Source organism: Kineosporia sp. R_H_3, assembly GCF_002198675.1.
In the GTDB taxonomy this organism is placed as follows: domain Bacteria; phylum Actinomycetota; class Actinomycetes; order Actinomycetales; family Kineosporiaceae; genus R-H-3.
The window spans coordinates 21,280-39,755 of sequence record NZ_MWLL01000082.1; the positions used below are offsets into that span (position 1 = coordinate 21,280).

16 protein-coding genes and 1 pseudogene are annotated in these 18,476 nt (G+C 74.8%); 9 read left to right on the plus strand and 8 right to left on the minus strand.

The genetic code is table 11. The features are described 5' to 3' along the window. Positions 1–164 precede the first annotated feature (164 nt). Positions 165–1,361 (plus strand): Ig-like domain-containing protein, encoded by a 1,197-nt coding sequence (locus tag ECOMGDLI_RS05520; protein ID WP_158220906.1) that lies wholly within the window; start codon positions 165–167, stop codon positions 1,359–1,361. Between the two features lie 36 nt (positions 1,362–1,397). Here ECOMGDLI_RS05520 and ECOMGDLI_RS05525 read toward each other — a convergent pair whose 3' ends face one another. The 5 genes from ECOMGDLI_RS05525 to ECOMGDLI_RS35810 form a co-directional block, all read right to left on the minus strand. Further along, the gene (locus ECOMGDLI_RS05525) at positions 1,398–2,156 is read right to left on the minus strand and encodes a methyltransferase (protein ID WP_088314868.1); all 759 of its coding nucleotides are present in this window, start codon (positions 2,154–2,156) and stop codon (positions 1,398–1,400) included. Positions 2,157–2,166: 10 nt separating this feature from the next. Next, positions 2,167–3,834, minus strand: coding sequence for a ubiquinol-cytochrome c reductase cytochrome b subunit (locus ECOMGDLI_RS05530; protein ID WP_088314871.1), 1,668 nt, complete (start codon positions 3,832–3,834; stop codon positions 2,167–2,169). Further along, positions 3,831–4,883, minus strand: a complete 1,053-nt coding sequence (locus tag ECOMGDLI_RS05535) for a ubiquinol-cytochrome c reductase iron-sulfur subunit (RefSeq protein WP_088314875.1) — start codon at positions 4,881–4,883, stop codon at positions 3,831–3,833. The genes ECOMGDLI_RS05530 and ECOMGDLI_RS05535 overlap by 4 nt, the downstream gene beginning before the upstream one ends. Before the next feature lie 76 nt (positions 4,884–4,959). Next, on the minus strand, positions 4,960–5,742 hold the full coding sequence (locus tag ECOMGDLI_RS05540; protein ID WP_088314878.1) for a c-type cytochrome: 783 nt from the start codon (positions 5,740–5,742) through the stop codon (positions 4,960–4,962). Between the two features lie 76 nt (positions 5,743–5,818). Then, entirely contained in the window at positions 5,819–6,463 is a 645-nt protein-coding gene (locus ECOMGDLI_RS35810) for a heme-copper oxidase subunit III (protein WP_255395977.1), read from the minus strand. A 412-nt stretch (positions 6,464–6,875) separates the two neighbouring features. Between ECOMGDLI_RS35810 and ECOMGDLI_RS05550 the strand changes: the two genes are divergently transcribed. Together ECOMGDLI_RS05550 and trpD are read left to right on the plus strand one after the other, a co-directional pair. Further along, positions 6,876–7,307 carry a hypothetical protein gene (locus ECOMGDLI_RS05550; protein WP_088314884.1) on the plus strand — a complete coding sequence of 144 codons (432 nt, stop codon included), beginning with the start codon at positions 6,876–6,878 and terminating at the stop codon, positions 7,305–7,307. After that, the gene (gene trpD / locus ECOMGDLI_RS05555; RefSeq protein WP_369812719.1) at positions 7,304–8,383 is read left to right on the plus strand and encodes an anthranilate phosphoribosyltransferase; all 1,080 of its coding nucleotides are present in this window, start codon (positions 7,304–7,306) and stop codon (positions 8,381–8,383) included. The genes ECOMGDLI_RS05550 and trpD overlap by 4 nt, the downstream gene beginning before the upstream one ends. Before the next feature lie 19 nt (positions 8,384–8,402). Here the strand turns inward: trpD and ECOMGDLI_RS05560 are convergent, their stop codons facing one another. Beyond that, positions 8,403–8,684, minus strand: a complete 282-nt coding sequence (locus ECOMGDLI_RS05560; protein ID WP_088314891.1) for an Lrp/AsnC family transcriptional regulator — start codon at positions 8,682–8,684, stop codon at positions 8,403–8,405. Then, positions 8,681–10,531 (minus strand): DEDD exonuclease domain-containing protein, encoded by a 1,851-nt coding sequence (locus ECOMGDLI_RS05565; protein WP_198954582.1) that lies wholly within the window; start codon positions 10,529–10,531, stop codon positions 8,681–8,683. The genes ECOMGDLI_RS05560 and ECOMGDLI_RS05565 overlap by 4 nt, the downstream gene beginning before the upstream one ends. A gap of 129 nt (positions 10,532–10,660) precedes the next feature. Between ECOMGDLI_RS05565 and ECOMGDLI_RS05570 the strand changes: the two are divergent. The 6 genes and pseudogenes from ECOMGDLI_RS05570 to ECOMGDLI_RS05595 form a co-directional block, all read left to right on the plus strand. Further along, positions 10,661–10,882, plus strand: a pseudogene (locus tag ECOMGDLI_RS05570) (hypothetical protein); the annotation flags it as partial. 113 nt (positions 10,883–10,995) lie between these two features. After that, positions 10,996–12,333, plus strand: a complete 1,338-nt coding sequence (locus ECOMGDLI_RS05575) for an NYN domain-containing protein (protein WP_088314898.1) — start codon at positions 10,996–10,998, stop codon at positions 12,331–12,333. A 173-nt stretch (positions 12,334–12,506) separates the two neighbouring features. Beyond that, the gene (locus ECOMGDLI_RS05580; protein WP_233153326.1) at positions 12,507–12,821 is read left to right on the plus strand and encodes a hypothetical protein; all 315 of its coding nucleotides are present in this window, start codon (positions 12,507–12,509) and stop codon (positions 12,819–12,821) included. A gap of 444 nt (positions 12,822–13,265) precedes the next feature. Further along, positions 13,266–14,279, plus strand: a complete 1,014-nt coding sequence (locus ECOMGDLI_RS05585; protein WP_088314900.1) for a C40 family peptidase — start codon at positions 13,266–13,268, stop codon at positions 14,277–14,279. Between the two features lie 79 nt (positions 14,280–14,358). Next, complete coding sequence (locus tag ECOMGDLI_RS05590; RefSeq protein ID WP_088314903.1) at positions 14,359–15,924, plus strand: hypothetical protein; 1,566 nt, start codon at positions 14,359–14,361, stop codon at positions 15,922–15,924. Further along, the gene (locus ECOMGDLI_RS05595) at positions 15,924–17,066 is read left to right on the plus strand and encodes a glycosyltransferase family 4 protein (RefSeq protein ID WP_088314906.1); all 1,143 of its coding nucleotides are present in this window, start codon (positions 15,924–15,926) and stop codon (positions 17,064–17,066) included. Before ECOMGDLI_RS05590 ends, ECOMGDLI_RS05595 begins: the two co-directional genes overlap by 1 nt. Here ECOMGDLI_RS05595 and ECOMGDLI_RS05600 read toward each other — a convergent pair. After that, entirely contained in the window at positions 17,030–18,457 is a 1,428-nt protein-coding gene (locus ECOMGDLI_RS05600; protein ID WP_088314909.1) for a glycosyltransferase 87 family protein, read from the minus strand. The genes ECOMGDLI_RS05595 and ECOMGDLI_RS05600 overlap by 37 nt on opposite strands. Positions 18,458–18,476: the final 19 nt, after the last annotated feature.

Here is an 18,476-nt window from a genome sequence, read left to right on the forward strand (position 1 = left end):
CGTACCGCTGCGTCATCCGCCCGTCGGCGTCCTCCGGGACCCGGCGGGCGGTGTCGTTCCCACCTATCCTGAGCCAAGGGCAACCTTTCGTCGGGGGCCGGCGTCAACAGACGTCGGGGCAGCACGTCGAGAGGGTCGTCACGACCCGAGGGAGTCACGGGACCGTGCGTACGAGCGTGAGGATCTGGGGAGCAGGGCTGGTCGCCGTCCTGGCCCTCTCGGGGTGCAGGGCAGGGACGTCGACGCAGGCGGACGCCGCGGGCAGCGGTTCGCCGTCCGCCGGGGCGAGCCAGGGCCAGACCTCGTCCCCGCCCGCGCAGCCGGTCTCCGTCACCGTGACCCCCGCGGACGACGCCACGAAGGTGCGCCCCGACGCCGGGGTCTCCGTGGCGGCCGCGCAGGGCCGGATCACCTCGGTCAAGGTCACCGCCGCGGACGGCACCAAGGTCGCCGGTGACCTCTCCGACGACGGCGCGAGCTGGAAGAACACCGCCCACCTCGCGCCGGCGGCGACGTACACGGTCAAGGTGGTCGCGCAGAACGCGGACGGCGTCGCGAAGACCGTCACGTCGACGTTCAGGACGATCCGGCCGGCTGCGTTCGCAGGGGCCTCGCTGCAGCCTTCCGACGGCTGGGTCGTCGGCGTCGGGATGCCCGTCGTCGTCACCTTCGACAGCACCGTGAAGAACCGTGCGAAGGTCGAGAAGGCGCTCGAGGTCACCGCCACGCCCGCCGTCGAGGGGGCCTGGCGCTGGACCGGCAGCCGGCAGGTGCAGTGGCGCCCCAAGGAGTTCTGGAAGACCGGCACGAAGGTCAAGGTCGTCGCGGACCTCAAGGGCGTCGAGGTGTCGCCCGGGGTCTGGGGCAAGCGCACCCGCACCGCCGAGTTCGAGATCGGCTCGTCGATGGTGAGCACCGTCGACATCGCCGCGCACACCATGACCGTGCGCAGGAACGGCAAGGTCATCAAGGTGATCCCGGTGACGACGGGCAAGCCGGGCCTCGCGACCCGCAACGGCACGAAGGTCATCATCAGCCGGGAGACCACGCACCGGATGGACGCGGCGACGACCGGGGTCTCCCAGGACTCCCCGGAGTACTACAACCTCGTCGTGAAGTACGCGATGCGCCTCACCTGGAGCGGTGAGTTCGTCCACGCCGCACCGTGGTCCGTCGGGTCCCAGGGGCGGGCCAACGTCTCGCACGGCTGCACCGGCATGAGCACGGCGAACGCCGCGTGGATCTTCGAGCGCTCCAAGGTCGGGGACGTCGTCAAGTACGTCCACGGGTCGCGCAAGCTCGAGGACGGCAACGGGTACACGGCCTGGAACATGTCCTACGACCAGTGGGCCGACGCCTGAGCCCCGCGAAACCGGCCGCGGGCCCGGGCCGGCGCGTCAGCCGGTCGGCCGGGGGAGGGTGAGCACCCGGGTCCGCCGCACCGGCGCGTCCTCGAGGGCGGCGGCGACCGGGACGTCGTACGCGGCGACCTCGGTGAAGGTGCCGGCCGGCAGGTAGGTGCGGCCCGGGTCGCCCGCGAGGACGAGTGCCCCCGCGGCGGTCGACCGGCGCAGCACCGTGAGCGTCGCGGCCGCGAGCGACCGCTCGAAGAACAGGTCGCCGGCGAGCACGACGTCCGCGGCGAGCAGGCGCGCGACGAGCGGGTCGTCGTCCGGCGCCTGCGCCGCCGCGAGGACGTCCGCGACGGCCGTGGCGAGCCGGCCGGCCGGGAGAGCGCCGACGGGGACGCCGTTGAGCCCGGCGTTGAGCGTGGTGGCGGTGAGCGCCAGCGGGTCCAGGTCGAGGGCCAGGACGTGCGCCGCCCCGGCGAGCGCGGCCGCGATGCTCACGAGGCCGGAGCCGCACCCGAGGTCGACGACGACGCGTCCGGCCACGGCGGCCGGGGCGTCGAGCAGGTGGCGGGCCAGGGCGGCGCCTCCGGGCCACGGGAAGGCCCAGAACGGCGGGGGAGCGCCCTGGACGCCGGAGCGGTCCTCCGTGGCCTCCCAGAGGCCGTAGGGCTCCGCAGCGACGTGGAGGACGACCTCGGGGACGAACGGGGTGGCGGCGGGACGGGTGAGGGCCCGGACGAACGCCGTGGCGTCGTCCGGGCCCTCGTGGTCCGGTGCTGCGGGGTCGTGCGTGCGGTGCGGCAGGGCGTGCCGGTCAGTGACCGGCGAGCGCGGGCCGCTCCGCCTCGTCGGAGCCCTCGACGGCCTCGTGGCCGCCGTGGTGCTCGTGGTGGGCCGCCTCGAGCTCCGCCGGGGTGACGGGCTCGATGCGGTCCTCGAAGTAGAAGCTCGAGAGCTTCGCCTTCACCTTGTCGAAGCGGGCACCGGGGCGCTTGACGCCGCGCTCGTCCTCGGCCGGCGCGGGGTCGAGCGGGCGGAAGCTGTCGTGCTGGACGAGCAGCCAGCGGTCGTGCTCGCCGAGGGGCTCGTGCACCTCGAAGAACTCGCCCTCCTCGGTGCGGTAGATGACCCCGGTCTCGCGACCGTGGAGCACCTTCTCGCGGTCCTTGCGCTGCAGGCCGAGGCAGATCCGCTTCGTCACGACGTACGCGAGCGGCGGGACGACGAAGACGAGCAGCCGCAGGCTGTTCGTGATGTCGTTGATCGACAGCCGCAGGTGCGTGGCGATGATGTCGTTGCCGCCGCTGACGAGCAGCAGCAGGTAGAACGTGATCGCCATGACCCCGAGGCCGGTGCGGGTCGGGACGTTGCGCGGGCGGTCGAGCAGGTGGTGCTCGCGCTTGTCACCGGTGGCCCACTGCTCGATCCACGGGTAGAGGATCATCGGCATCGTCACGAGCCCCGGGATGATGAGGGCGGGCAGCAGGATGTTGCCCGAGACGGTGAAGCCGAGGACCTGGAACTCGAGGAAGCCCGGTGTCAGCCGGACGGCGCCGTCGAGCCAGCCCATGTACCAGTCGGGTTGCGATCCCGCGGTGACCGGCGACGGGTGGTAGGCGCCGTAGGCCCAGATCGGGTTGATCGTGAACAGCGCCCCCATGAGGGCGGTGATGCCGAACACGATGAAGAAGAAGCCGCCGGCCTTGGCCATGTACACCGGGAAGAGCGGGTAGCCGACGACGTTCTCGTTCGTGCGGCCCGGCCCGGGGTACTGGGTGTGCTTCTGGACGACGAGCAGGATGAGGTGCGCCGTGATGAGCGCGAGGAAGATGCCCGGCAGCAGCAGCACGTGGATCGTGTAGAGCCGCGGGATGAACTCCTCGCCGGGGAACTGGCCGCCGAAGAGGAAGAAGCTGATGTACGAGCCGACGACCGGGATCGCGAGGATGATGCTCGACGCGATCCGCAGGCCGGTGCCGGAGAGCAGGTCGTCGGGGAGCGAGTAGCCCGCGAAGCCCTCGATGATCGCGAGCAGCGCGAGCACCGAGCCGATGACCCAGTTGATCTCACGCGGCTTGCGGAACGCGCCCGTGAAGAACACCCGGAACATGTGCGTGACGATCGCCGCGACGAAGATCAGCGCCGCCCAGTGGTGGATCTGCCGCATGAGCAGACCGCCACGGACGTCGAAGGACAGCGACAGCGTCGAGGCGTAGGCCTCGGAGACCGTCTGCCCGGCGAGCTGCTCGTAGGACCCGGTGTAGACCGTGTGCCCGACGCTCGGGATGTAGAAGAAGGTGAGGAAGACGCCCGTCAGCAGCAGGATGATGAAGCTGTAGAGGGCGACCTCGCCGAGCATGAACGACCAGTGGTCGGGGAAGATCTTGCGGGCGAGGAACTTGACGCCCTTGCTCGCGCCGACGCGCTCGTCGGCCCAGTTGCCGAGGTTTCCCGCGGCCTTGGCTGTGGTCGTGGTGCTCATCCGCGCTCCCAGAAGCTCGGGCCGGCGGCCTCGGTGAAGGGGCTCTTCGCGACCAAGTATCCGGCGTCGTCCACGGTGATCGCGAGCTGAGGAAGTGGACGCTTGGCCGGGCCGAAGATGACCTTGCAGTTCTGCTTGAGGTCGAACGTCGACTGGTGGCAGGGGCACAGCAGGTGGTGCGTCTGCTGCTCGTAGAGGGCCACGGGGCAGCCCATGTGGGTGCAGATCTTCGAGTACGCGACGATGCCCTCGTAGGAGCCCGCCCGCGACGTCTCGTCGAGGTCGTCCGGGTTGAGCCGGATGAGCAGGACGGCGGCCTTGGCGATCTCGTCGAGCTCGTGCTCGGCGTCCTGGATGCCCTCGGGCAGGACGTGCACGACGGAGCCGATCGTCAGGTCCTCGGGCTTGATCTTGCGGCCCGTCTCGTCGGTGATCGGGTCGTGGACCAGGGCCATGCCCTGCTTCCAGAACGTCGTCGACAGGTCGTTGCCCGGCAGCGGGCCGGTGTCGCGAAGCAGCACGATCGGCGGGCCGACCGTGAGCGGCACGAGGGCCGCCAGCAGCGAGTTGCGGATGAGCGGACGGCGGCCGACGCCGGCCTCCGCGGAGCCCTCGCGCAGGATCGCGAGCGCGTCCTCGCGGTCCTCGTCGGTGCCGCGCATCGGGTGCCGGAGCTCGATCCGCTCCTCGTCCGGCATGAGCGTCTTGGCCCAGTGCACCGCACCGGCGCCGATGCCGAACGTCGCGAGCGCGAGCCCGACGCCGAGCAGGGTCGTCGAGATGCGCAGCTGGCGGGCGATCTCCGCCCAGCTGTCGCCCTCGATGCTCACCGCGTAGTAGGCGACGATCAGCAGGATCGTGCCGAGCGTGGAGAGCCCGAAGAGGGCGGCGACCTGACGCTCCGCACGCTTGGCGGCCTTCGGGTCGACGTCCGCCATCCGGTGCCGGTGCGGCTCGAGGCCGGGGTTCTCGAAGCGCTCCGGGAGCCCGCCCTCGGACGTCGTGGCGACGTCCGAGCCGGGGTGACCGTGCGACTGGTCGATGCTCATCGGATCGGGGCTCCTGATCCACACGACGGACTGAGGACGGACTGCGGGGCCGCGGTGCGCGGCGCGGGGCGGCGCGTCACGACGCCTTCGCCCCGAGCCAGACGGCGCACCCGACGAGCAGCGACAGGCCCACGGCCCAGGCGACGAGACCCTCGCTCACCGGGCCGATCGAGCCCAGCGAGACACCGCCCGGGGGCGTGTCGGTCTCGACGGCCTGGAGGTAGGCGATGATGTCGCGCTTCTCCTGCGGGGTGATCGTGCTGTCGTTGAAGACGGGCATCGACTGCGGGCCGGTGACCATCGCCTCGTAGACGTGCGTCGGCGTCACACCCTCGAGGTTCGGGGCGTACTTGCCGCGGGTCAGCGCGCCGCCCTTGCCGTTGAAGTTGTGGCACATCGCGCAGTTGGTGCGGAAGATCAGGCTGCCGTTGGAGACGTCGCCCTTCGAGGCGTCGACGTCCTCGGCGCTCGGGACGGCCGGGCCGGGGGCGAGGCTGGCCACGTACGCGGCGAGCTGCCTGACCTCCTCGTCGCTGAACTTGTTGACGACCTTGGGCGCCTGCGGCCCGGTCGCCTGCAGCGGCATCCGGCCGGTGCCGACCTGGAAGTCGACCGCGGCGGCACCGACGCCGATGAGCGAGGGGAACTCGTTGCGCCCCTCGGCGTTGAGCCCGTGGCACGTCGAGCAGTTCGCGAGGAACAGCTTCTTGCCCGCGGCGACGTCGTCGGCGGACGCCGTCGTCGCCTGCGCGCGGCCGGGGGTGACCGCGGCGTACGCGACGCCCGTCACGAGGAGGCCGAGAAGGACGATCGCCGCGGCGGCGAGGGGGTGCCTCCGACGGGCTGCGAGTGCGGTCACAGGGGTTCTCCTGGGCTGCCCGGCGACGGTGCCGGCGGGCTGTGGGTCGGACGTCGGGTCGGTCATGACGCGGCGACTACTTGAGGACGTAGATGACGATGAACAGGCCGATCCACACGACGTCGACGAAGTGCCAGTAGTACGACGTCACGATCGCGCTGGTCGCCTCGGCGTGGCCGAACCGCTTGGCGGCGAAGCCCCTGCCGATGATGAGGAGGAACGCGATGAGGCCGCCGGTCACGTGGAGGCCGTGGAAACCGGTCGTCAGGTAGAAGACCGAGCCGTAGCCGCTCGACGCGATCGTCAGTCCCTCCTGCACGAGGTGCGCGTACTCGTAGACCTGGCCGGCGACGAAGATCGCACCGGCGATGTAGGTGAGCGTGTACCACTCGCGCATGCCCCAGTTGCGCCAGCCGTGCTCACGGGTCCAGGGCGTCCACCAGGCGCCGAGCGCCGAGGCCTGGAAGCGCTCGGCGGCGAAGACGCCCATCTGGCACCACACGGAGGAGAGCACGAGGTTGATCGTGTTCGCCGTGGAGAAGGGGATGTTCAGCTTCTCCGGCTCGGTCGCCCAGAGGTCGGGCAGCACCGCCCGGAGCGTGAAGTACATCGCGAAGAGCCCTGCGAAGAACATGAGCTCGCTGGAAAGCCACACGATGGTGCCGACCTGGACCATGTTCGGCCGGTTGACGGTCGTGTGCGCGTGAGGGGCCTCAGCCACGGATGCGGTCGCCACGGCGTCATTATTGCGGCACGCAGGTCGTGGCGCGTGCGGGGGTAGGGCGCTCGGCGTGCCGTCCTGGTCACATTCCGGTGACGACGACGCCTCCACCGGCTCTGCGGGCCTCCCGGCGGCTGTGTCCCGACGGCCCGGAAGGGACCAACGTCCCGAGGTACGCCCCTGTTCCGGCCGCGACCGGCACCCGGTGCCAGGCGGTCCCGGACGGGCCCGCGGGTCCGCGGCGGGCCGTCCGGCACCGACTCTTCCCCCGTCGGCGCGGCGGGAGCCGGGACCGAGGTCGCGGCCCGCCGTGCCGTGCGCGGTCGCGCAGGTGCTCACCGGTAGCATCGGGGCCGGAACGCGACACTCCCCTCGGCGGTCCGGTGACCGCTCCCACGACGGAGAGCAACCGATGACGAGCACCCCCGCCCCGGCCGGGCACGACGCCGCGGGCACCCGCACGCTGTCCGTCCTCGTCTACAGCGACGACGTGAACACCCGTGAGTCGGTGAAGCTGGCCGTAGGCCGTCGCCCGGCCGCGGACCTGCCCCGCGTCGCGTGGACCGAGATCGCGACCAAGCCCGCCCTTCTCGAGGCCGTCGACGCGGGCGGCATCGACGTCCTCGTCCTCGACGGCGAGGCGGCCCCCGCCGGCGGCCTGGGGATGTGCAAGCAGCTCAAGGACGAGATCTACGACTGCCCGCCGATCCTCGTCCTCACCGGCCGCCCGCAGGACGCGTGGCTCGCGACGTGGTCCCGGGCGGACGCCGCCGTCCCGCACCCGCTCGACCCGGTCGCCGTCGCGGAGACCGTCGCCGAGCTCGCGCGCCGCCGGCTCGGCTGAGCCCCGTGAGCGCGACGACGCCCGGGGCCGCCGCCGCACCCACGTGGAGCGGGCTCATCACCTCGCTGCTCGGCCGCGAGGACCTCTCGCGCGACGCCGCGGCGTGGGCCATGGAGCAGGTCATGACGGCCGAGGCGACGCCGGTGCAGCTGGCCGGCTTCCTCGTCGCGCTGCGCGCCAAGGGCGAGACGGTCGACGAGATCGGCGCCTTCGCCGACGTCATGCTGCGGCACGCCGTCCGGATCGAGGTGCCCGGCCCGTGCGTCGACGTCGTCGGCACCGGCGGCGACCGCCAGCACACGGTCAACATCTCGACGACCGCCGCGCTCGTCGTCGCCGGCGCCGGCCGCCGGGTTGTCAAGCACGGCAACCGGGCGGCGTCCTCGTCGTCCGGCGCGGCCGACGTCCTGGAGGCGCTCGGCGTCCGGCTCGACCTGTCGCACGACCGGGTCGCCGCGCTGGCGACCGAGGTCGGGGTGACGTTCTGCTTCGCGCAGCACTTCCACCCGTCCTTCCGGCACGCCGGTGTGGCGCGCCGCGAGCTCGGGGTGCCGACGGCCTTCAACTTCCTCGGCCCGCTGACGAACCCCGCGCAGCCGGGGGCCGGCGCGATCGGCGTCGCCGACGCGCGGATGGCGCCCATCGTCGCGGGCGTGCTCGCGGGCCGCGGCTCGTCGTCGCTCGTCTTCCGCGGCGAGGACGGCCTCGACGAGCTGTCGACGACGGCGCCGTCGCGGGTCTGGGTCGTCGGCGGCGGCACGGTGCGCGAGCAGACGCTCGACCCGGCCGACCTCGGCATCCCGCGGGCGACGCTCGAGGACCTGCGCGGCGGCGACGCGGCGCACAACGCGGGCGTCGTCCGCGACCTGCTCGCCGGCAAGACCGGCCCGGTGCGGGACGCGGTGCTGCTCAACGCGGCGGCCGGGGTCGTCGCGGCGGACGGCGTCCCCACCACCGGTGGCGACGGCGCTCTCGTCGAGGCGCTGCGGGCGGCCTACGCCGAGGTGAACGAGGCCGTCGACTCCGGGGCCGCCGCGGCCGTGCTCGACCGCTGGGTCGACGCGACGCAGGCCTGAGCCGGGCGCCGGGGGCGGCTCAGCTCTCGAAGCCGAGGGAGAACGCCGCGTCGAGGTCGTGCCGGGAGTAGGCGCGGAACGCGAGGTAGGTCTTCGTCGAGCGGACGCCCTCGACCTTGCTCACCCGGTCGGCGATGACGTCGGCGAGCTGCTCGTGCTCGTGCACCCGCACGATGGTCACGAGGTCGACGTCCCCGGTGACCGAGTAGACCTCGCTGACCCCCTCGAGGTCGGCGATCTGCGCGGCCACCTCGGGGATGCGGTCGACGTCCGTCTCCACGAGAACGATCGCGGTGATCACGCGGGTCTCCTGTCGCTCGGGCGGCCGCGCCGGGCCGGTCGGCCCACGGCTGCGCTGCGCCCGAGCGTAGCCGCCTCCCGCTCCGGCGACGGGGCGGCTCGCGACCAGTCGCGCGGCTCGCCGAACGGGGGCGTCCACGACCGCGCCGCGGCCATCGGGTCGAGCCGGGCCCGGGCGGCCCCGGCGCCGTGGATCGGCGAGGCCCACTCGCCGTCCAGGTCGACGATCCGTACCCCCGGCTGCTCGAGCCAGCGCAGCACCTGCTCGGTCTCCTCGGGGTGCGCCGCGGGCAGCGGGGCGGGCCGCGGCCGGACGTGCTCGCCGCTGCTGCGCATCGCCTCGACGTAGGGGCGGGGGTCGGCCCCCGGCGGGCTCGTCGTCGTCGCGGCGAGCCGGCCGTGCCGGACGAGGACGAGCTCCCAGCCGCCGCGCGCCGTCCGCAGCGCCGCGACGAGCTCACGGGTGGCCGCGAGCGGGGCGAGCCGCTGGGACCGGGCGGCGCCCCGGGCGAAGGCGAGCAGCCGGTCCCGGGTCACGGCGGCCTCCTCGAAGCGCTGCTGGCCGGCGAGCGTCGACGCCCGGGCGAGCAGGGTCTCCAGGACGCCCCGGACGTCAGCGGTCATCGCCGCCCGGACCGCGTCGGCGACGACGGCGTACTCCTCGACGGGCTGGCGGCCGACGCACGGCGCCCCGCAGCGGCCGATGTCCGCGAGCAGGCACGTGGACGCGGTGGGGGAGGCCCGCTTCGGCAGCCGCTTGGTGCACTGCCGCACCGGGTGCGTCTCGTGGAGCGCCGCGATCGCGAGCTCGGCCTGCTGCGTCGTCCCGAACGGCCCGACGTACACCGCGCCGTCGCCCGCGTCGTCCCGCACCTCGCGGACGACGGACAGCCGGGGGAAGGGCTCGACCGTGAGCTTGACCCAGGGCGCCCGCTCGGGGAACCGGGACCGCCGGTTGTAGCGCGGCGCGAGGTCGGCGATGAGCCGCAGCTCGCGCACCCGCGCCTCGAGCGGCGTCGCGCAGACGACGGCGTCGACGCTTGTCGCGACGGCGACCATCTCGGCCATCCGGGTGCGCTGCTCGGCGGCCGTGAAGTACGTGCGGACCCGGGTGCGGATGTCGACCGACGTGCCGACGTAGAGCGGGCGGCCCGCGTGGTCCCGGAAGACGTAGACCCCCGGGGCGCTCGGGAGGCCTTCTGCGAGATGGCGTTTGCGGCGCGTCGTCTCCGGGACCCGGGACGTGTACGTCGTGAGCTCCTCGAGGGAGTGCACGCCGAGGTTGCCGACGCGTTCCATGAGCCCGTGGAGGACGTCGACCGTCGCGCGGGCGTCGTGCAGCGCCCGGTGGTCCGGCTGGGTGCCCGCGCGGAACAGCCGCGCGAGCGTCGAGAGCTTGACGTCGCGCGCCTCCTCCTTGGTGAGGACGTGCCGGGCGAGCCGGACCGTGTCGACGACGGGGAAGCCCGGCCAGGCCCGTTCGGCCCGCGCGCAGGCCGCCTTGAGGAAGCCGACGTCGAAGCCGGCGTTGTGCGCGACGAGGACGGCGCCGGCGGCGAACTCGAGGAAGGCCGGCAGCACGCCCTCGACCCGCGGCGCGGACGCGACCGTCGCGTCGTCGATGCCCGTGAGGAGCGCGACGAACGGCGGGATCGGCTCGCCGGGGTTGACGAGGGAGTGGAACTCCCCGAGCACCTCGCCGCCGCGGACCTTGACCGCACCGACCTCGGTGATGCCGCAGTCCGCGGGGGAGCCGCCGGTCGTCTCCAGGTCCACGACGACGAACGTCACCTCGGCGAGCGGGGTGCCGAGCTCGTCGAGGGTCGTCTGGACCGGCCGGGGCGCCATGCCCGGCACCGTAGGCCCCTGTACCGACATCCACGGCGGACGCGGGCCGTGTCGTCGTTCGTGCCGCCGTCCACGGCGTCGTCCCTGCCGCCGGGCACGGCGTCCGGCCGCCGTCAGTACGCTCGGTGCGTGACCGTGCCCCTGCCGACCGCGACGACCCGCTGGCGCTGCACCTCGTGCGGGAACCTCACCCGTTTCGACGTCACGCGCACGAGCCGGGTCACCGAGTTCCTCCACCTCGACCTCGCCGGCACGTCCACGGTCGAGGAGCGCACGGTGCACAGCGACGTCCTCGAGCAGGTGCGCTGCCGGTGGTGCGACGCCGTCGACGCGGTCGAGCTGGTCCCGCGCGCGGACGTCGAGGCCGAGCTCGCCGGGCGCGCGGTCGAGGAGGCGGCGCTCGGCGAGGCCCGCGCCGCCGCCGCGGACCGCCCCGCCGGCCCCGGCGCCTGACGGGCCGCGACGTGGACGACGGGCCGCAGGAGTCCTCCGGAGGGCCGGCCGTCCTCCCGGACGGCGTGCGGCGCCAGCTCGTCGAGCTGGGCGCGGCGGTCCTCGGGGAGCTCGAGGACGCCGAGACGCCGGTCGCGCTGCGGCGGGTGCGCGGGTTCGCCCCGGCCCGCCGGGCGCGGGTCGCGGCGACCCCGATCGGTGTCGCGCTCGAGCGTGAACCCCTGTTCCGGCAACGGGTCGCGGCGGCCTGGCGGGCGCTGCACCCCGAGCTGGCCGCCGTCCTCGAGGCCGGGGAGGTGCCGCCCGCCGCCGACCCGCACACCGTGCTCGCCGGGGCGTACCTGCTGCGGCGCGACGGCTGGGAGGAGGTCGCGGCCGCGGCGGCGGCCGCGCTCGCGCACGACGGCGGCGACCGGGCCCGGCACCGCGAGCAGCAGGACGCCGTCCACGAGCTCGAGGCGACGCGCCGCGAGCTCGCCCGGGTGCGCGCCGCCCTCGAGACGGCGACCGCGCGCGCCGCGGCGCTCGACGAGGAGGTCGCCGGGCTGCGGCGCGAGCTGCGCCGGCACCGGTCGGACGCCGACCGGGCCAGGGCCGCGGCGCGCACCGCCGAGCAGGCGGCGCAGGAGGTCCGGGCCGGGGCGCTCGCCGCGACCGAGCGGGCGCGCGAGCAGGTGGAGGCCGCGGACAAGGCGGTCCGGGCGGCCCGGGAGCGGGAGGAGCACGCCCGCCGGGCGGCCCGGGAGGGCCGCTCGCTCGCGGACGTGCGGGCCCGGCTGCTCCTCGACACGATCGTCGACGCGGCCTCCGGGCTGCGGCGCGAGCTCGCGCTGCCGCCGACCGCGCTGCGGCCCGCCGACCTCGAGTCACCGGCCGGTGCGGGGGCCGAGGACGCGGCGGCCGCGGACGCCGTCCGGGCCCGGGCGCTGGCCGGTGACGACCCGGCGGCGCTGGACAACCTCCTCACGCTGCCGCAGGCGCACCTGCTCGTCGACGGCTACAACGTCACGAAGTCCGCCTACCCGGCGCTGCCGCTCGTGGAGCAGCGCCGCCGGCTCGTCGAGGGCCTCGCACCGCTCGCGGCCCGCACGGGGGCGGAGGTCACGTGCGTCTTCGACGGCGCGGACGTCGACGCGCGCCCGACGTCGATCGTCCGCGGCGTCCGGGTGGTCTTCTCCGAGCCCGGCGTGACGGCGGACGAGAAGATCCGCCGGCTCGTCCGGGCCGAGCCGCGCGGCCGGGTCGTCGTCGTCGTGTCCTCGGACGGCGAGGTGGCGTCCGGGGTGCGGGCGTCCGGTGCGCGGCCGGTCGCGTCCGCCGCGCTCGCGCGGCTGCTCGCCCGCGGCTGACCGTCCGGCACGCCGCCCGACCTGACCCCTCGACCTGACCCTCGACCTGACCCTCGACCTGTGGTCGAGGGCTGGTTGTCGGTGGTGGTGCCTAGCGTCTGTCCTGCCGGTCGACGAGACCGGACGACGGTGCCCGACGGGCGCCCGCGACGGTCCGTCCCAGGGAGTTCGGCATGCTCATCGACTGCGACACGTGCGTGGTGCGCGGCCCGGCGTGCGGGGACTGCGTGGTCACCGTGCTGCTCGGGTTCCCGGTCTTCGGCCGGCAGGGGCCGGACGACGGCCCCGGTGTCCCGGAGGGCGTCGACGTCGGCGACACCGTCGCCGCCGAGGCCCTCGACCTCGACCAGGCGGAGCAGGCCGCGATCGCCGTGCTCGCCGGCTCCGGGCTCGTGCCGCCGCTGCGGCTCGTGCCCGGTGCGGCCGCCGGGGAGGCCCCGACGCCGCACCACGGGGCGCCTGCACGGCGCGCGGCCGAGGCGGGCTGAGCCGTTCGGGCACGCCGGTCCCGGGCCCACCAGGGTGTCGCGTGTCACACCGTGTGACCGGTCACCTGGGAGAACGGCCTCGGGTGTCACGGAACGGAGTCGGAATCGGACAAGGGGTCATTTAACGTGCCGTTAGGGCGGTGGAACTTGGACCGCATCGGCCGTTCGGGCTAGTGTCTGGGTCGCTACATCACGACGAGGTCACGTACCTGGTATCCCAAGGGCCTCGGAGTACCCGTCCGGGCTCGTCGGTCCCCCGACGACCTTCCCCGCTCGGACGCGCAGCGACCGCCCTGCTTCGCGGGGTCAGAGGCATCACGGCGTCGCTGCGTGACGGCAGACCCGCTCGGGCGGGTCCGACGAACGGAGCGAAGGCACGTGTCGTTGAGCAAGGCCGACCCCAGATCGTCCACGCCCACGAGGTTCGTCCGACTCGCTGTGGCTGTGTCCCTCGTCGTCCCCCTGATGGGCCTGGCGAGCGCCGCGCAGGCGTCGCCCGCCGCCGACATCCGGGCGGTGCAGAAGAAGGTCGACACGCTGCAGCACCAGGCCGAGGTGGCCTCGGAGGAGTACAACGACACCCGCGAGGAGCTCAAGGGCCTCGAGGTGCGCGTGAAGGCGGCGCAGACCCGCCTGGAGCAGCAGCGCGCCCGGGTCCAGGAGTCCCGCCGGATGGTCGGCCGGCTCGCGGCCGAGTCCTACCGCAACGGCGACCTCGGCACCCTCGAGCTCTACCTCGGTGACAACCCCGACGCGCTCCTCGCGCAGTCCGGCGTCGTCGAGACCCTCGCCGACCGGCAGGTCTCCGCGATCGCGCGGCTCAAGGAGTCGCAGCGCAAGCTCGCGGCCGACACCGCCGACCTCGGCCGGCAGGAGGCCAAGGTCAAGGCCGGCCAGGCCAAGCTCGCGGCGAAGAAGAAGGAAGTCGAGCGCAAGCTCTCCGAGGCCAAGGCCCTCCTGTCCCGGCTCACCGCGGCGCAGCGGGCGGCCCTCGAGCGGGCGAGCCGTGACGCGGCCCGCCAGGCGCTCGAGAACGCCGGCGGCGGCGACTCCGGTGACGGCGGCGGCGCGGGTGGCGGGCTCGACTGCGGCTCGATCGGCATCGACGCCCCGACCGCGCGGGTCAAGAAGGTCCTCGACTTCGCATGCGCCCAGCTCGGCAAGCCGTACGTGTGGGCGGCCGACGGCCCCGGCAGCTATGACTGCAGCGGGTTCACGATGCGCTCGTGGCAGCAGGGCGGCGTCTCGCTCCCGCACAGCTCGCGGCTCCAGGCGGGCTACGGCACGCGGGTCTCGCGGGCCAACCTGCGCCCCGGCGACCTCGTGTTCTTCTACAGCCCGATCAGCCACGTCGGCATCTACGTCGGCAACGGCCTCATGATCCACGCCCCGCACAGCGGTGACGTCGTCAAGATCGCGCCGCTGCACAGCAACCTCACCGCGGCCACCCGGCTCTGACCCGGCCCGACCGCACGACCTCACGGAGGGCGTCCCCGCGCGAGCGGGGGCGCCCTCCGTGCGTCGTACGCTGAGCGGCGTGCCCGGGCCGGACGATCTCGCGGCCGGCGCCGCGCGGCCGTCCCGCCGCGGTACCCGGCGGCTCCGGGCCGGCGCCGTGCTCGCCGGCAGCGTCCTCGTGGTCGGCCTGGCCGCCGTGCCGGCCGGCGCCGCCGCCGACCGGGCCACCTGCGTGCCGGCCCTCGCGCTGCGCGGCACCGCCGGGGTGCCGGTCGACCCGGCGGGGGTCCCGGATCAGGGGGAGCGGGCCGCTCTCGGCCCCGTCGCGGCGCTGCTCGCGGGCCGGGACCGTGCCGTCGTCGGCGGCGTCCCCGCCCAGGGGTTGACCGGCACCGCGGCGCAGGTCGTGGCACGGCTGCGGGACGTCCCCGTCACGGTGTGGTCGTCCCGGGTCGTCGCGGTCCCGGCCCCGCCCGACGGGTCCGCCGCGGCGCCCGTGCCGGGGCGGGGGAGCGACGTGCGGGTCGCCGTCCGGGTCGAGGTGCGGTACCGGCTCGAGGGGGACGTCCACGACACGGTCCGGGACCGGCTCGTCGTCGCCACCGCGGCGGCCGGCTGCTGGCGGCTCGCGGCCGACGGCCCGGACCGGGCGACCGGTGCGGTGCCGGACCTGTGGGACCTCGGCCCGCTCCGGGTCGAGCGGTCCGGGCGGGTCGTGGCGGTCGCGTCGGCCCGGCTCGACGACGGGCTCGTCCGGCAGGTCGCCGGGGACACCGAGGCCGCCGCGGAGGGCGTGGACGCCGTCTGGGGGACCGCCTGGCGCCGGAACACCGTCCTGCTGCTGCCCGGCACCCTCGAGGACGCCGCGGTGCTCTCCCGGGGCGACGCGGCCTCGATGGCCCAGCTCGCGGCCGTGACCTACGGGCCGTCGTCCGCCCACGGCCAGGACGGCTCCGCGTTCGGCGACCAGCGGGTGCTCTTCGTGCCCGGGGCGCTCACCTCGCTCACGACGACCGGGCGCCGGTTCGTCCTCGCGCACGAGCTGACCCACGAGGCGACCGCGAGCGGGGCACGCTTCTCCGTGCCGATCTGGCTCTCCGAGTGCTTCGCGGACGTCGTCGGGTTCTCGGCGATCGGCGCCTCCGCCGCGGACGTCGACCGGTACGTCGAGGCCGACCTGCGCGCCGCGGACCTCGACCGGCTGCCGGCGTCCCTGCCGGACGTCGCGACCTTCGACCCCGCGCTCGGCGAGGTGGCCGCCGCCTACGCGCTCTCGGACGCCGCGTGCCTCGCGCTCGGTGACGGTCACCGGCCGGGGCGGCTCGCCCGGGTCTACCGGACCGCGGCCGGCACGGTGGACCCCGCTGCGGTGCCGCCCGCGGCCGGTGCGGCCGCGCCGTGGGCGGGGCCGGTCCTCGAAGGGCTGCGCGGGGGCGTCGAGGGCGGCGCCGCCGGGTCGTCGTCCGGGTCGTCGTCCGGGCCGGCGCCGTCGGACCCGCCGACCCCGGGCCAGGACCCGAACGCCGCGGACGCCGCGGCCCTGAGGGCCGCGCTGGCCTCGGTGGGGACCGACGAGGCGCGGCTCGTCGCGGCATGGCATCGTCGGGTCGTCGACCTCGTCGGACCACTACCCGGGAGCCGTTGATGGCCCGCACTCTCGTCGTGACGAACGACTTCCCGCCCCGCACCGGTGGCATCGAGTCGTTCGTCCTCGCGATGGCGCGCCGGTTCCCGCCGGACGAGGTCGTCGTCCACACCGCCCGCCAGCGCGGCGACGCGGCCTTCGACGCGACCCTCGACTTCCCCGTCGTCCGCGACCCGTCGCCGCTCATGGTGCCGACGCCGCAGATCGCCCGCCGCGCCGCGCAGATCGCCCGGAGCGAGGGCTGCGACCGGGTGTGGTTCGGGGCCGCCGCACCGCTCGGGCTCATGGCGCCGACGCTGCGCGCGGCCGGCGTCGGGCGGACCGTCGCGACGACCCACGGCCACGAGGTGTGGTGGTCGACGGTCCCCGCGACCAGGCCGCTCATGCGTCGCATCGGCGAGGTCAACGACGTCGTCACCTACCTCGGCGAGTACTGCCGAGGCCGGATCGCACCCGCGCTGAGCCCGGCCGCCCGGGAGCGGATGGTCCAGTTCACCCCGGGCGTCGACGACTCGACGTTCCGGCCCGGCTGCGGCGGCGACGAGGTGCGCCGCCGGCTCGGCCTGGCCGACCGGCCCGTCGTCGTCTGCATCTCGCGGATGGTCGCCCGCAAGGGGCAGGACGTGCTCGTCCGGGCGCTGCCGCTGCTGCGCCGCCGGGTGCCGGACGCCGCGCTGCTCCTCGTCGGCGACGGTCCCTACCGCCGCAGGGTCGAGTCCCTCGTCGACGCGCTCGGGCTGCGCGAGCACGTCGTCCTCACGGGCCGGGTGCCCTGGGACGAGACACCGGCGTACTACGACGCCGGCGACGTCTTCTGCATGCCGACCCGGACCAGGCTCATGGGGCTGGAGCCCGAGGCGCTCGGGATCTGCTACCTCGAGGCTGCGGCGACCGGCATCCCGGTCGTCGCCGGCGACTCCGGCGGGGCCCCGGACGCCGTCCTCGACGGGCGCAACGGGCTCGTCGTCGACGGCCGGGACGCGCGGGCCGTCGCGGACGCGTGCGCGACATTCCTCGAGGACCGGGAGCTGTCGGCGGCCTTCGGGATGCGCGGGCGGGAGTGGGTCGCCCGGCAGTGGCGCTGGGACGACCTCGCGCTACGGCTTCAGGGGCTGCTGGCGGGGGAGCCGGTCGGCGGCTGAACGGCCGCGTCCTCCGTCGCGTCGTCTGTTGCCTCATCTGTCGCGCCGTCCGCCGGGTGCTCCTGCGGGAGCGCCCAGGACAGCACGACGAGCGCGACGACGAGCCAGTACTGGTTGTAGAAGGCCTGCTTGTTGACGAGGTTCGCCGCCGCGAGGACGAGGGCGCACCAGCGCAGCAGCTCGGCGACCCCGGGCCGCCTGCGCCGCACCGTGAGGGCGACCGCGGCGACGGTGCCGACGACGACGAGCCCGGTGAGCCAGAACGGCGGGCTCCAGCCGAGGTCGTTGACCGCCGCGAGGTAGAGGGTGTTCGAGAACTTCAGCGCGGGGAAGGTCACGAGGTACGTCACGGTGTCGTGCCACATGTCGGCGGGCGCCGTGAGGAACCACGGGGCGACGAGCCCGCCCGCGACGAGCCCGGCGAGGACCGTGCGGCGCAGCCCGAACCGGTGCCAGAGAGCCAGCACCGGCAGCAGGACGGCGATGTGCTGCTTGCTCGCGAGCGCGAGACCGACGAGGAGGACGGCGACCCAGGTCCGGTGCCGGAGCAGCGCGACCGCGGCACCGGCGAGGCAGGCGAGCAGCAGCGGCTCGGTCCAGGCCTGCTCGGCCTGGGTCGCCGTCCCGGGCAGCAGGAGCAGGACGGCGCCAGCGATTGGGCCGGCGACGGGCGTCGCGGCGTCCGGAGCGGCGGCGGCCGTCGTCCGCGACGCGGCGCGGAGCGCGAGCGCCGCGAGGAGCATCGCCGCGAGCAGCGCCCAGCGCACGTCGCCGAGCAGCCAGCGGCCGGGGGAGACGAGCGCACCGGTCCACGGCAGGTAGGTGAAGGCCCGCATGATCCCCGGCGGCCCGACCCAGACCTCGGAGTACGCGTTGTGCCCCGAGCCGAGCGCGTCGGCGAAGCCCTGGAGGGTGTACCAGACGTCGATCCGCGGGGCCGGGTCGAGCCGGACCAGCGCCGCCACGACCGCGGTGTGGCCGAGCGCCGCGACGAGCAGCGCGGCGTCCGCCGCACGCCGCCACGGCACGAGGAGCACCCCGGCCGCCAGGAACGCCGTCCCGGCCATGGCGACCCGGACGCCGACGGCGGCGTCCGGCGGGACGTAGGAGTAGCCGCGGACGCCGGCCGTGACGACGCCGCACACGGCGAGCGCGAGCGCGCCGGTCGCCCGGGCCAGCCGGACCGGCGCACCGTCCCGCCCGAGCCGCACCGCGAGCAGGACCGCGGCCGCGACGTAGACCGCGACGATCCAGAGCCGGTACCGGACGACGCTGTGCGTCATCGCCGCGGTGACGGCCCCGAGGACGACGACCCCGATGACGGCGTGCGCGCTGCCGGTGGACGGTTCGCGGGCGGGTGCCGCGGGCTCGGTGCGGGTCAGCAGGGGCACCGGGTGAGCCTAGCGAGGC